This window comes from Streptomyces desertarenae, from assembly GCF_042681365.1.
In the GTDB taxonomy this organism is placed as follows: domain Bacteria; phylum Actinomycetota; class Actinomycetes; order Streptomycetales; family Streptomycetaceae; genus Streptomyces; species Streptomyces desertarenae.
This window is the reverse complement of record NZ_JBHUFU010000002.1, coordinates 88281-101227: the sequence shown is the minus strand read 5'-3', so window position 1 is coordinate 101227 and position 12947 is coordinate 88281. Positions and strand designations below refer to the sequence as shown.

Genomic DNA, 12947 nt, shown 5'->3' with positions numbered 1-12947 from the left:
GGAGGAACTGCGGAGGGAAGCGGACGGTGCGCCGGTGTCAGTGATCGACGAGGAAAACGACGCGGGGGGCCGGGGACCGTCCCCGACTCCGGAGCCCCGCGGGCACGGGGCCGGGCGCGGGGGCCGGGGGCGGAGCCGGGTGGCCGCCGCCGTCAGCGTGGTCGGCGAACTGCTGATCACGGCGGGCGTGCTGCTGAGCCTGTTCGTCGTCTACTCGCTGTGGTGGACGAACGTGGTCGCCAACCGCGAGGCCGAGCGCGACGGTGCCGAGGTGCGCGAGAGCTGGGCCCAGGGCGGCCCGGACGCCGAGGAGGAGAAGGAGTACGACGCCGGGGACGGCGTGGGCTTCCTGCACGTCCCGGCGATGGGCGGCGAGGTGCTGATCAAGAAGGGCACCGACACCGAGGAGCTGAACAAGGGCGTCGCCGGCTACTACACCAAGCCGGTCGAGGCGACCCCGCCCTGGGAGGGCGACGGCAACTTCTCACTGGCCGCGCACCGCGACGGGCACGGCGCCAAGTTCCACAACATCCACAGGATCGAGAAGGGCGACCCGATCGTCGTGGAGACCGAGGACACCTGGTACGTGTACAAGGTCTACGCGACCCTGCCGAAGACGTCCAAGTACAACGTGGAGGTGCTGGCGGACGTCCCCGAGGAGTCGGGGAAGAAGGAGGAGGGGAAGTACATCACCCTGACGACCTGCACCCCGGTCTTCACCTCCGACTACCGCTACATCGTCTGGGGCGAACTGGTGCGCACCGAGGCGGTGGACGAGCAGCGCACCCCGCCGGAGGAGCTCCGCTGACGCGGCGCACCGCGCCCCCGGGTGCGGACCGGAGCACGACCGAGGGCCCCGGCCGGTCTTCCACCGGCCGGGGCCCTCGCGTTCCGTTCCCCGGATCTCCTCCCGCCCGCGCCTCGCGGAGCGGGGTCAGTCGTCCCGGCCCCGGCCGAACCCGTCGAAGATGCCGCCGGGCCCGCCGCCGTTGCCGTTGCCGTTGCCGTTGCCGCCTTCCCCGCCGATGGTGAAGACGGTGACCGCCTCGCCCTTCTTGTGCGGGGTGTTGGGGCCCGGATTGGTGCTGACGACCCGGGCGTCGTCGTCCTCGGGCCCCTGGACCTGGACGTTGAAGCCGGCTTCCTCGAGCGACTTGCGGGCGTCCTTGAGCAGGGCGCCCTGGACGGGCGGGACGGGAACCGTCTCCGCCTCGGGGGCCTTGGCCACGATCAGGGTGATCGGGGTGTTCGCCTCGGCCTTGGTGTTGCCCTCGGGGTTCTGCGACAGGACCGTGTTCGGAGTCTTCCCCTCGCTCTCCTGCTCGGCCCGCTGGATGTTGGTGAAGCCCGCCTGCTGGAGCTGCTGCTTGGCCGCCTCGAAGTCCTGGCCGACGACGGGGGGCACGGTCGGCCGCGGGTCCTCCTGCGCCACGGTGATGGTGACCGTGGAACCGGGCTTGGCCTTCCCACCGCCCGCCGGGTCCTGCTCCAGGACGCTGCCGGCCTGCCGGTCGGAGACCTCGATCTCGCGCTTGACCTCGAAGCCGGCCTTCTGCAGCGCCTGCTCGGCGTCGTCGGCGCTGTCACCGACCACGTCCGGGACCTCGACCTCGCTCGGCCCCTTGGACATGATCAGGGTGATCGTGGAGCCCTCGTCGACCTCCTGGCCCTCGCCCGGTTCGGTCCGGCAGACGGTGTCCTTCTTCTGCTCGCAGAACTCGCTGGGCCCCTTGACCACCTCGAGCCTGCTGTTGGTGGCCTGCTGCTGGGCCTCGCTGAAGGTGCGGCCGACGAGGTCGGGCACGGTCGGCTTGTCCTGCTCGGGGGTGAGGAGCACCTTGCCGATGAAGGCCGCCCCGACCAGGACGAAGATGCCGCCCAGCACCAGCAGGATCGTGGAGAGCGGGTTGCGGCCGCCCCCGCCGCGGCGCCGGTCGGGCCGCTCGTCGTAGCCGTAGCCGCCGTCGTCGTCGCGCATCGGCGGCAGCATGGACGTCTGGGCGGACGCCGGGGCCGCGGCGCGCAGCGCGGTCGTCGGCTGGTCGTCGGGGTGGTAGCCGCCGGCCGAGCCGTAGGCCGCCGCCCCCATCGCCGTGACGGCGCCGACCGGCTGGCCGTCGAGGGCGGCCTCGATGTCGGCGCGCATCTCGTCGGCGGACTGGTAGCGGTAGTCGGGGTCCTTGACCAGCGCCTTGAGGACGATGGCGTCCATCTCGGGCGTGATCTCGGGATCGAAGGAGCTCGGCCTCTGCGGCTCCTCCCGCACGTGCTGGTAGGCCACCGCGACGGGTGAGTCCCCGATGAACGGCGGCCGCACCGTCAGCAGCTCGTACAGCAGGCAGCCCGTGGAGTACAGGTCGGAGCGGGCGTCCACGGTCTCGCCCTTGGCCTGCTCCGGGGAGAGGTACTGGGCGGTGCCGATGACGGCCGCGGTCTGGGTCATGGTCATGCCGGAGTCGCCCATGGCGCGGGCGATGCCGAAGTCCATCACCTTGACCTGGCCCGTGCGCGTCAGCATGACGTTCGCGGGCTTGATGTCACGGTGGACGATGCCGTTGCGGTGGGAGTACTCCAGGGCCTGGAGGATGCCGATGCACATCTCCAGGGAGCGCTCGGGCAGCAGCTTGCGACCCGAGTGCAGCAGCTCGCGCAGGGTCGAGCCGTCGACGTACTCCATGACGATGTACGGGATGGAGACACCGTCGACGTAGTCCTCGCCGGTGTCGTAGACGGCGACGATCGCCGGGTGGTTGAGCGAGGCCGCGGACTGGGCCTCGCGGCGGAAGCGGGCCTGGAACGTGGGGTCCCTGGCGAGGTCCACCCGGAGAGTCTTCACCGCGACGGTGCGACCCAGGCGGGTGTCGTGGGCGAGGTAGACCTCGGCCATACCGCCTCGGCCGAGCACCGAGCCCAGCTCGTACCGGCCGCCGAGGCGACGCGGCTCTTCCATAGTCTCCAGCCCTCTCCGTTCGTCCCGACCGTCTCCCTGCGCGGTCCGGCGGTGCTGTTGCTCGCCATACCGTACCCGGACCGGATGAGAGGCCGGGACGCCGCTGCCGCAGGCGTGAGGTGCCTCTCGTCACCCCTTGCCTTCGAGTGCGGCCTCCATCATCGCCTTGGCCACCGGAGCGGCCAGCCTGCTGCCCGCGATGTCGTCGCGGAGGACGTCGGCGCTCTCGATGACGACCGCCACGGCGATCGGTGTGGAGCCGTCGCTCGTCTTGGCGTAGGAGATGAACCAGGCGTACGGGTTCTTCTCGTTGTTCTCGCCGTGCTGCGCAGTACCGGTCTTGCCGCCCACTGTGACGCCGCTGATCTGCGCGGGGGTTCCCGTGCCCTTCTCGACGACCGTCTCCATCATCTGCTGGAGCTTCTGGGCGTTCTCGGGCGAGACCGCCTGGCCCAGCTCCTTGGGCTTGTGCTCCTCGACGACGCTGAGGCTCGGGGCGACCAGCTGGTCCATCATGTACGGCTCCATGAGCTTGCCGTCGTTGGCGACGGCGGCGGCGACCATGGCCATCTGGAGCGGGGTGGCGCGGTTGGACGCCTGGCCGATGCCGGCCTGGGCGTTCTGCGAGGGGATGTCCTCGGGGTAGACGGACTCGACGGCGCGGACCGGGACGAAGTGCTCCTGGTTGAAGCCGAACCTCTCGGCGTACCCGATCATGTCCTCGTTGCCGACCTCGTGGCTGATCTTGGCGAAGACGGTGTTGCAGGACCACTGCATGGCCACCCGCAGCGAGGCGTTCTCGCAGGGGTGGTTGCCGTCGTTGACCATGTTGGTCCTGGTGCCGGGGAGCAGGTACGGGTCGGGGGAGTCGGTCTTCTCGTCGATGTCGTACAGCCCGCTCTCCAGGGCGGCGGCGGCGGTGACGACCTTGAACGTCGAGCCGGGCGGATAGGTCTGGCGCAGCGCCCGGTTGAGCATCGGCTCGTCGGGGTTGTTCTCCTTCTGGAGCTTGCTCCAGGCCTCCGCGTCCTTGGACGAGCTGCCCGCGAAGGAGGAGGGGTCGTACGAGGGGGTGCTGACCAGGCCGATGATGGCGCCGGTCTCGGGGTTGATCGCGACGGCCGCGCCCTTCTTGTCGCCCATCGCCTCGAAGGCGGCCTTCTGGACGGCGGGGTCCAGCGTGGTGACGACGTTGCCGCCCTTCTGGTCCTTGCCGGTGAGCATGTCGATGGTCCGATTGAAGAACAGCCGGTCGTCGTCGCCGGTGAGGATGCCGTCGTAGATGGCCTCCAGCTGGGTGGCGCCGTACGCCTGCGAGGCGTAGCCCGTGACCGGGGCCCACATCTCGCCGTCCTTGTACGTCCGCTTGTACCGGAAGTCGGTGCCCTCCACCTCGGCCGACCCGGTGATCGACTTCCCGTTGGCCAGGATGATGTTCCCGCGCGGCTGGCTGTAGCGCTCGATGGCCACGCGGCGGTTGTACTTGTCGTTCTGCAGGTCCTCGGCCTGGGCGAGCTGGATCCAGTTGGCTCGGACCATCAGGGCGACCATGAGCAGACCGCAGAAGATGGCGATACGGCGCAGGGGCTTGTTCACGATCGGACCACCTGGGTCATCTCGGCATCGGGTGAGGGCGCGGGGGCGGGGGCGGGTCGCCGGGCGGTGTCGCTGATCTTCAGCAGGATCGCGACGAGCGCCCAGTTGGCGATGACCGACGAGCCGCCCTGCGCGAGGAAGGGCATGGTCATGCCGGTCAGCGGGATGAGGGCCATCACGCCGCCGGCCACGACGAAGACCTGGATGGCGAAGGCCGCCGACAGGCCCACGGCGAGCAGCTTGCCGAAGGGGTCGCGGGCGGCCAGGGCGGTACGGATGCCGCGCTCGACCAGCAGGCCGTACAGCAGCACGAACGCCATGACGCCGGTCAGGCCCAGCTCCTCGCCGACGGTGGAGAAGATGTAGTCGCTCTTGGCGGCGAACATGATCAGGTCGGAGTTGCCCTGGCCGAGGCCGGTGCCGAGGATGCCGCCGGCGCCGAAGGCCCACATGGCCTCGGCGGGCTGGGTGCGCTCACCGGTCTCGTGGACGTGGTGGAAGGGGTCCAGCCAGTCCTGCACACGGCTCTGCACGTGGTCCTCGAAGCTGGCCACGGTCACCGCGCCGACCACGGCCAGGGTGAGGCCGAAGAGGATCCAGCTGGTGCGCTCGGTGGCCACGTAGAGCATCACGACGAAGAGGCCGAAGAAGAGCAGCGAGGTCCCCAGGTCGGTCTCGAAGACCAGGATGAGCACGCTCAGGCACCAGATCGCCAGGATCGGGCCGAGGTCGCGGCCGCGCGGCAGGTACAGCCCCAGGAAGCGGCGGCTGGCCAGGGCCAGGGCGTCCCTCTTGACCATCAGGTAGCCGGCGAAGAAGATCGCGATGATGATCTTGGCGAACTCGCCCGGCTGGAGGGACATCCCGCCGATGGAGATCCAGATCTTGGCGCCGTTCACGGCGGGGAAGAACATCGGCAGGATCAGCAGGACCAGCGCCACGGCCATCGAGATGTAGGTGTAGCGCTGCAGGATGCGGTGGTCCTTGAGGAAGATCAGCACACCCAGGAAGAGCGCTATCCCCAGCGCCGACCACATCAGCTGGCTGGGTGCGCCGGGGGCGTCGTTGAGCCGCTCGGACTGGTCGAGCCGCCAGATCAGGACCAGGCCCAGCCCGTTGAGGAGCGTGGCGATGGGCAGCATCAGCGGGTCGGCGTACGGCGCGAACTTCCGCACCACCAGGTGCGCGATGCCGGCGAGCAGGCCGAGCCCGAGGCCGTAGCCGAGCATGCCCGCGGGCACCTTGCCGTTGATGGCCAGGCCCACGTTGGCGTAGGCGAACACCGGGACCAGCACGGCGAACACGAGCATCGCCAGCTCGGTGTTGCGGCGGCTGGGCAGGCCCCCGGGGGAGATGGTGGTGTTGCCGGTGGTGTGACTGGTGCTCATGGAGTGCGGCCCCCTATGGCGTGGTGCACTGCTTGGCGAGCTTCTGCTGTTCCTCCGGAAGGGTGGGGCCGGGGGCGGGAGCGGTGGAGCTCTGGCTGCTGTCGCTTGCGGTGCGGACGGACGTTCCGGTGGACGGGACGGCGGACGCGGCCGTGGCGCGGGAGGCGGGGGATCCGGAAGGGGCGCCGGACGGCTCGGAGCCGTTCCCGGCCTCCCCGCCGGCGCCGGCACCGCCGCCGACCTTCTCCTCGGCCTCGGCCTCGGCGCGCTCCCGCTCCCGGCGCTGCTCGGCCACGGTCCTGCAGACCGCGGCCTGCTCCTCCAGCTTCCTCAGCCGGTCCTCGGCCTGCGCGAGACTGCCCATGGAGATGCCCTCCACGACCTCGTTGCGCTGGTAGACCGGAAGGTACTTGAGTTCGACCGCGGAGCGCCGTTCGATCTCGCTGAGCTCGATCCAGCCCAGCTTCTGGCTGATGCCGCGGTAGATGGCCACGCGGTCGCCCTCGGCGCCGACGTAGTACTGCGTCTGCGTCCAGCGGTGGCCCGCGTACAGGCCACCGCCGATGAGTCCGAGGACGAGCGCCGCCAGCAGGGAGCGCCTGAGCCAGGCGGAGCCTCTGCGCGGCTTGTCGAAGTCGTCCTCGGCGTACGCCCCGAAGGCCCCGGCGGGCGGGGGCGCCCCGGGGGCTCCACCGCTGCCGGGCGGGCCGAAGCTGCCCGAGGGGCCCTGGGGGGCCTGCTGCTGGGGCACGCCGCCGCGGCCGAGTTCGGCGGCGCGGGCGGCGGGGGTCTGGAGGGTGCCGGGGTCGCCGAGCTGGTGCTGGTTCTCGGCGACGGCGCCCACGATCACCGGGGTGTCGTTGAGCTGCCCGGCGAGGGTGTCGCCGTCGTCGACGTCGAGGACGTCGGCGACGATGCAGGTGATGTTGTCCGGGCCGCCGCCGCGCAGGGCGAGCTGGATCAGCTCCTGCACGGTCTCGTGCGGGCCCTGGTAGCCGGCGAGGGTCTCCTCCATCGTCTGGTGGCTGACGACGCCGGAGAGGCCGTCGGAGCACAGCAGGTAGCGGTCCCCGGGGCGCACCTCGCGGATGGACAGGTCGGGTTCGACCCGGTCGCCGCTGCCCAGCGCGCGCATCAGCAGGGAGCGCTGCGGGTGGGTGGTGGCCTCCTCCTCGGTGATCCGGCCCTCGTCCACCAGCCGCTGGACCCAGGTGTGGTCCTGGGTGATCTGGGTGAGCCGGCCGTCGCGGAGGAGGTAGGCCCGGGAGTCGCCCACGTGCACCAGGCCGAGGCGGCGGCCCGTCCACAGCAGGGCGGTGAGGGTGGTCCCCATGCCCTCCAGCTGGGGGTCCTCCTCGACCATGACGCGCAGCTGCTCGTTGGCGCGCTGCACGGCGGCACCGAGCGAGGTGAGCAGGTCGGAGCCGGGGACGTCGTCGTCCAGCTGGACGAGGATGGAGATCACCTCGGAGCTGGCGACCTCGCCGGCGGCCTGACCGCCCATGCCGTCGGCGATCGCGAGCAGCCGGGGGCCGGCGTAGCCGGAGTCCTCGTTGCCCTCGCGGATCATGCCTTTGTGCGATCCGGCCGCGAAGCGCAGTGACAGGCTCATGCGCACCTCGCCCGTCGGCTCCGGGTACATCCGCACGGTGCCCACCCTCCGGTCGTCATGGTCGCGTCCACTACTTCCGCAGCTCGATGACCGTCTTGCCGATGCGGATCGGCGCACCGGGCGGGATCGGCGTCGGCGTGGTGAGCCGGGTCCGGTCCAGGTACGTGCCGTTGGTGGACCCCAGGTCCTCGACGATCCACTGGCCGTCCCGGTCCGGGTAGATCCGGGCGTGGCGGCTGGAGGCGTAGTCGTCGTCCAGCACGATCGTCGAGTCGTGGGCCCGGCCGAGCGTGATGGTCTGGCCCTGGAGGGCCACGGTGGTGCCGGTGAGCGAGCCCTCGGTCACCACGAGCTTGGTCGGGGCGCCGCCGCGGCGTCGGCCGCCGCCGCGCCCCGCGGGCTGCGGCGCCTGGCGCGGCTGGGGCGGACGCTGCCCCTCGCTGCGGCGGGTGGCGCGTTGGGTCACGCGGGTGCCGAAGAGGTCGCTCCTGATGACCTGCACGGTCACGATGACGAACAGCCACAGTACGGCGAGAAATCCCAACCGCATGACCGTCAGGGTCAGCTCTGACATTGCCCCCGCTTCACCCTTCGGCTTGCCGGTAAATGATCGTGGTGCTGCCCACGACGATGCGTGAGCCGTCGCGGAGCGTAGCGCGCGTGGTGTGCTGTCCGTCCACCACGATGCCGTTCGTGGAGCCCAGGTCCTGGATCGTCGCGGGGTTCCCCACCCGGATCTCGCAGTGCCGCCGGGAGACGCCGGGGTCGTCGATGCGCACGTCGGTCTCGGTGGAGCGGCCCAGCACCATGGTGGGCCGGGAGATCTGGTGGCGGGTGCCGTTGATCTCGATCCAGCGGCGGGCCTGCGCGGGAGGCACCGGCCCGCCCGCGCCCGGGGCCCCGGGCGGAGGGGCGGCGGGCATGGGCGGGGGCCCCGCGGGGCGCTGCGGCGGGTAGCCGTAGCCGCCGGGAGCGGCGGGGGCGCCGTTCGGGGGCTGGGACTGCAACTGGGAGGTGCTGGAGGCCAGGGTGCGGCTGCGGACCCGGTACAGGCCGGTGTCGAGGTCCTCGGCGCGCTCCAGGTGGACCTTGACCGAGCCCATGAAGGTGTACCGCTGCTGTTTGGCGTACTCGCGCACCATGCCGGCCAGTTCGTCGCCGAGCTGCCCGGAGTAGGGGCTGAGGCGCTCGTAGTCCGGGGTGCTGAGCTCGACGATGAAGTCGTTGGGGACGACCGTCCGCTCGCGGTTCCAGATGGTGGCGTTGTTGTCGCACTCGCGTTGGAGGGCACCCGCGATCTCGACGGGCTGCACCTCGGACTTGAACACCTTGGCGAAGGTGCCGTTGACGAGGCCTTCGAGTCGCTGCTCGAAGCGCTTCAGAACTCCCACGGTGCACCTCCTTCCCCGATGCCCTCGGCTCTAGTGCGCCGATCGCACACGACGCGTCGCCTCCGATACTGCTTACTGATCGTATCCACGCGCGAGGAAAACGGCTGGTTCCCTTCCGGGGTCCGGCGCGCGGGTGTCAACCCTCACACGGATCGTAGAGGTGGCACGTGGCCAGTGTCCCAAACCGAGGGCGCTCGATGTGGGTGTGAGACCACCCCGCGAGGCGTGCTAATGTTCTGGGTGTCGCCAGGCGATCCCGACGGAACGGAGCGGAACACTCCGGGAAGTGTGGGAGAATCTCAAGCGGCAACACCCATGCGCGGGTGGCGGAATAGGCAGACGCGCTGGATTCAGGTTCCAGTGCCCGAAAGGGCGTGGGGGTTCAACTCCCCCCTCGCGCACAGAGAACGCGAAGCGGGCTCTGACAGTGACAAGGCTCACTGTCGGGGCCCGCTTCGCGTTGTGCCGTGCCACCGGGGCCCTCCGGCCGGAGCCGGGGGCTCCGGGGATCTCCGGGATCTCCGGGGACCCGGGGCCTTGGGGCCGGGCGGGTCCCGCCCGGTGGTGGCGGGGTGACCGGTGTGACGTGCCGCACTCCGGGGGCGTGGGGTTCCGGGGGCGCGGGGGCCTCGCGGGAGGCCGGGGAGTGCCGCGGCGGACGCGGACCGGCCGGCGCGGACCGCCGCGCGGCCGCGTGCGGAGGCCGGGCCCGGGGACTGCACACCCCCGGGAGCGGGCAAGTACCTTCTTCTGCGTCGATCGTCATCGGTGGCCCGTCCGCCGGCCCAGGGCCCCGCGCCGCGCGGTGCCCGCCGGCCCGGGCCGCCGGAGAGCAGCAGGGGGTGGGACCGTGGCCGACCGGCTGCCGTACGTGCCGGGCTTCGCGGACCGGAGGAACCGGGAGTCGCCGAAGCGGGCGGGCAGGGCGCTGCGCGACGCCGTGCCCCGGCGGGCGCACGCCGGGTTCACCGAGGCACCGGGCCGGCCGGACGCGGTCGCCGCCGTCGAGGAGTCCAACCGCGGCAGGATCGGGGAGCTGGTCCCGATCAGGGTCGGGCGCATGGCTGCCTCCCCCTTCGCGTTCCTGCGCGGCTCGGCCGGGCTGATGGCCCACGACCTGGCGCACGGCACGCCCGTCACCGGACTGGGCGCACAGATCTGCGGCGACGCGCACGCCGCCAACTTCGGCGTCTACGGGGACGCCCGCGGCGGGCTGGTCATCGACCTCAACGACTTCGACGAGACCGTGCACGGCCCCTGGGAGTGGGACCTCAAGCGGCTGGCCGCCTCCCTGGTGCTGGCCGGGCGCGAGGCGGGCGTGGGCGAGGACGTCTGCCGGCAGGCGGCGTACGACGCGGCCGGGGCGTACCGGCACACCCTGCGGCTGCTGGCGGGGATGTCCGCGGCGGACGCCTGGAACGCCGTCGCCGACGAGGAACTGGTCTCCCACGCCGACGCCCACGACCTGCTGGGCACCCTGGAGCGGGTCTCCGCCAAGGCACGGCGCAACACCAGCGCGCGCTTCGCCGCCCGGTCGACCCGCGAGACGGAGGACGGCGGCCGCGTCTTCGTGGACGCTCCGCCCGTGCTGCGCAGGGCGACCGACGCCGAGGCGGCCGCCGTGGCCGCCTCGCTGGAGGAGTACCTCGGGACGCTGCCCGAGGACCGGTTGCCGCTGCTGGCCCGCTACGCGGTGCACGACGTGGCGTTCCGGGTCGTCGGCACCGGCAGCGTGGGCACCCGCTCCTACGTCGTGCTCCTCCTGGACCACCTGGGCAAGCCGCTCGTGCTCCAGGTGAAGGAGGCCCGCCCCTCGGTGCTGCGGCCCCACACGGCGCGGGTGGGTCTGGCCGAGCCGGAGCCGGAGCACGAGGGGCGCCGGGTGGTGCGGGGGCAGCGGCGGATGCAGGTGGTCTCCGACACCCTGCTGGGCTGGACGACGGTGGAGGGCCGCCCGTACCAGGTGCGGCAGTTCCGCAACCGCAAGGGCAGCGTGGACCCGGCGGCGCTGGCGGCGGAGGAGATCGACGACTACGCGCGGATGACGGGTGCCCTGCTGGCCCGTGCGCACTCCCACAGCGCCGATCCGCGTGTCCTGGCGGGCTACTGCGGCAAGACGGACGAGCTGGAGGCGGCGGTGGCCGCGTTCGCCGCGGTGTACGCGGACCGCACCGAGAAGGACCACGCGGACCTGGTGGCGGCCGTGCGGGCCGGGAGGCTGCCGGCCGAGACGGGGGTGTGAGGGGCGGGGCCCGCGCGTACGGCGGGCGCCGCCGCGCGCTCCGGGGCGATCCGCCGGGGCCGGGCCGGACGACTTCGTGCCGGGCGGGGGCGTCCGGCGGGCGGCGGTGCGGGAAGCGGCATGGGGACCGGCTCTTCCGGAGCCGTAGGCTGGCCGGGTGACGCCGCGGTCCTCCCGGCCGGCGCCCCGGAAGGCGGGCCGCGGCGCGAGAGAGCCCCGTCCGGTCGATCCCGGGCCGGGCAGGCAGTGAACCGCCGTCGCGACGAGGATGCCCGTGGACCCGGAAGCCCAGCAGGATGCCGAAGCCCGGCGGACCGGCCCGAAGGCCGAGCGGGAAGCCGTCGAGCGCCTCGACCGTGCCGTCCGCGCGGCCGAGACCGCTCTGATCGAGTACGAGATCGCCGTGGAGACCTTCCGCATCGAGGTGGAGAACTTCTCCCGGCTGCACCAGCAGCGGCTCGGGCCGCTGTACGCCCGGCTCGACGAGCTGGACGCGCTGATCGCGGAGGTGGTGGCGGCGCGCACCGGCGACCCGGAGGACCTGCGCAGGGCGCGGGAGGCCAGGGCGTCGGTGCTGCCGATGCCGAGGGTGGAGGAGTTGTTCCAGGGGTGGCTGGACTCCGGCGGGCTGCCCCCCGAGGCCACCGCGATGCTCACCAACCGGCGGGTGCGGCCGCCGGAGCGGGTGCGGCCCGGCGAGCGCGCCCGGCGGCTGTACCGGGAACTGGTGCGGCAGGCGCATCCGGACCTGGCGCAGGACGACGCGGAGCGGGCGCGGCGCGAGGAGTTCCTGGTCCGAGTGAACCGGGCGTACGCCGACGGGGACGAGGAAGTGCTGGCGGAGCTGGTCGGGGAGTGGGCCGCCGGTCCCCCCGATCCCGCGGAGCGGGAGGAGGCGCGCAGCGAGGAGCTGTACGCGCGCCTGGAGTGGCTGGCGCACCGCAGGGAGCTGCTGGCCCAGGTGGTCTCCGGCCTGGAGGAGAGCGCGATCGGCTCGATGCTGAAGCTGGCACCGGACGACCCGGACGGGCTGCTGGAGGAGATCGCCGCACAGCTCAGGACGCAGATCGCCGAGAAGGAGGCGCATCTGGCCGGGCTGTCGGCCGCCGGGGAGGCGGTGGGCGGTGGCGTGGCGGGCGGTGGCGCGGGTGCCGGTGCGCCGGGCACCGGATCGGCCGACGCCGGGTCGGCCGGCGCCGGGTGGGCGGGTTAGGTTCGTGGCCGGCCACCGTGTTCCGGCGGCCGGAGGACTGTGGAAGTGCTGGGCGGCGCCGGCGGGGCCGGCGCCCGGGAGAGGGGCGTGACCTGATGCAGTACGGCCGACTTCCGTCGGTGGACGCCGCGGCGGTGCCGTCCGACGGCCTCCTGCTGGACGTCCGGGAGGACGACGAGTGGGCGGCCGGGCACGCCGAGGGGGCGGTGCACGTCCCGATGAGCCGGTTCGTGGAACGACTGGGCGAAGTGACCGAGAAGGCCGCCGACCGGACGGTGTACGTGGTCTGCCGGGTCGGAGGCCGCTCGGCGCAGGTCACGCAGTACCTGCTGGCGCAGGGGGTCGACGCGGTGAACGTCGACGGCGGGATGCTGGGCTGGGAGGCGGCCGGGCGCCCGCTGGTGAACGACGGGCGGGGACCGGCCCACGTCGCCTGAGGGAAGGCCCGCCCCGGGGCGTCGAAGGGCGTGTGCGCGGGCTTCTGGGGGTGCTGCGGCGCGTTGCCGCGCCCCCGCGGGAATCCCGGCCGCTGGGGCCCGCGCCGGGGCCGTACGG

At 72.4% G+C, this 12947-nt stretch carries 10 protein-coding genes and 1 tRNA gene; 5 read left to right on the top strand and 6 right to left on the bottom strand.

Annotation, left to right across the window (positions count from 1 at the left end; translation table 11 throughout):
• Positions 1–34 precede the first annotated feature (34 nt).
• Positions 35–808, top strand: a complete 774-nt coding sequence (locus ACFSJS_RS04600) for a class E sortase (RefSeq protein ID WP_380897015.1) — start codon at positions 35–37, stop codon at positions 806–808.
• A 126-nt stretch (positions 809–934) separates the two neighbouring features.
• On the opposite strand, the gene pknB is transcribed toward ACFSJS_RS04600, so the two are convergent.
• The 6 genes from pknB to ACFSJS_RS04570 all read right to left on the bottom strand — a co-directional run bounded on the left by pknB (position 935) and on the right by ACFSJS_RS04570 (position 8937).
• Positions 935–2950, bottom strand: a complete 2016-nt coding sequence (gene pknB, locus ACFSJS_RS04595; RefSeq protein WP_380897013.1) for a Stk1 family PASTA domain-containing Ser/Thr kinase — start codon at positions 2948–2950, stop codon at positions 935–937.
• Positions 2951–3079: 129 nt separating this feature from the next.
• Positions 3080–4546 (bottom strand): peptidoglycan D,D-transpeptidase FtsI family protein, encoded by a 1467-nt coding sequence (locus ACFSJS_RS04590; protein WP_380897012.1) that lies wholly within the window; start codon positions 4544–4546, stop codon positions 3080–3082.
• Positions 4543–5934 (bottom strand): FtsW/RodA/SpoVE family cell cycle protein, encoded by a 1392-nt coding sequence (locus ACFSJS_RS04585; RefSeq protein WP_380897010.1) that lies wholly within the window; start codon positions 5932–5934, stop codon positions 4543–4545. Before ACFSJS_RS04585 ends, ACFSJS_RS04590 begins: the two co-directional genes overlap by 4 nt.
• Positions 5935–5947: 13 nt before the next feature.
• A complete protein-coding gene (locus ACFSJS_RS04580; RefSeq protein WP_380897007.1) occupies positions 5948–7546 on the bottom strand; it encodes a PP2C family protein-serine/threonine phosphatase in 1599 nt (532 codons plus the stop codon).
• Between the two features lie 70 nt (positions 7547–7616).
• The gene (locus ACFSJS_RS04575; protein ID WP_380897005.1) at positions 7617–8120 is read right to left on the bottom strand and encodes an FHA domain-containing protein FhaB/FipA; all 504 of its coding nucleotides are present in this window, start codon (positions 8118–8120) and stop codon (positions 7617–7619) included.
• Between the two features lie 10 nt (positions 8121–8130).
• On the bottom strand, positions 8131–8937 hold the full coding sequence (locus ACFSJS_RS04570) for an FhaA domain-containing protein (RefSeq protein ID WP_380897002.1): 807 nt from the start codon (positions 8935–8937) through the stop codon (positions 8131–8133).
• A gap of 317 nt (positions 8938–9254) precedes the next feature.
• Between ACFSJS_RS04570 and ACFSJS_RS04565 the strand changes: the two genes are divergently transcribed.
• From ACFSJS_RS04565 to ACFSJS_RS04550, 4 genes are all read left to right on the top strand, one after another.
• Positions 9255–9338, top strand: a tRNA-Leu gene (locus tag ACFSJS_RS04565).
• Positions 9339–9787: 449 nt separating this feature from the next.
• Complete coding sequence (locus ACFSJS_RS04560) at positions 9788–11179, top strand: DUF2252 domain-containing protein (RefSeq protein WP_380897000.1); 1392 nt, start codon at positions 9788–9790, stop codon at positions 11177–11179.
• Positions 11180–11447: 268 nt separating this feature from the next.
• Positions 11448–12392: a J domain-containing protein gene (locus ACFSJS_RS04555; RefSeq protein ID WP_380896998.1), complete on the top strand. Its 945-nt coding sequence runs from the start codon at positions 11448–11450 to the stop codon at positions 12390–12392.
• A gap of 95 nt (positions 12393–12487) precedes the next feature.
• Positions 12488–12829: a rhodanese-like domain-containing protein gene (locus ACFSJS_RS04550; protein WP_380896996.1), complete on the top strand. Its 342-nt coding sequence runs from the start codon at positions 12488–12490 to the stop codon at positions 12827–12829.
• The last annotated feature ends 118 nt before the right edge of the window (positions 12830–12947 follow it).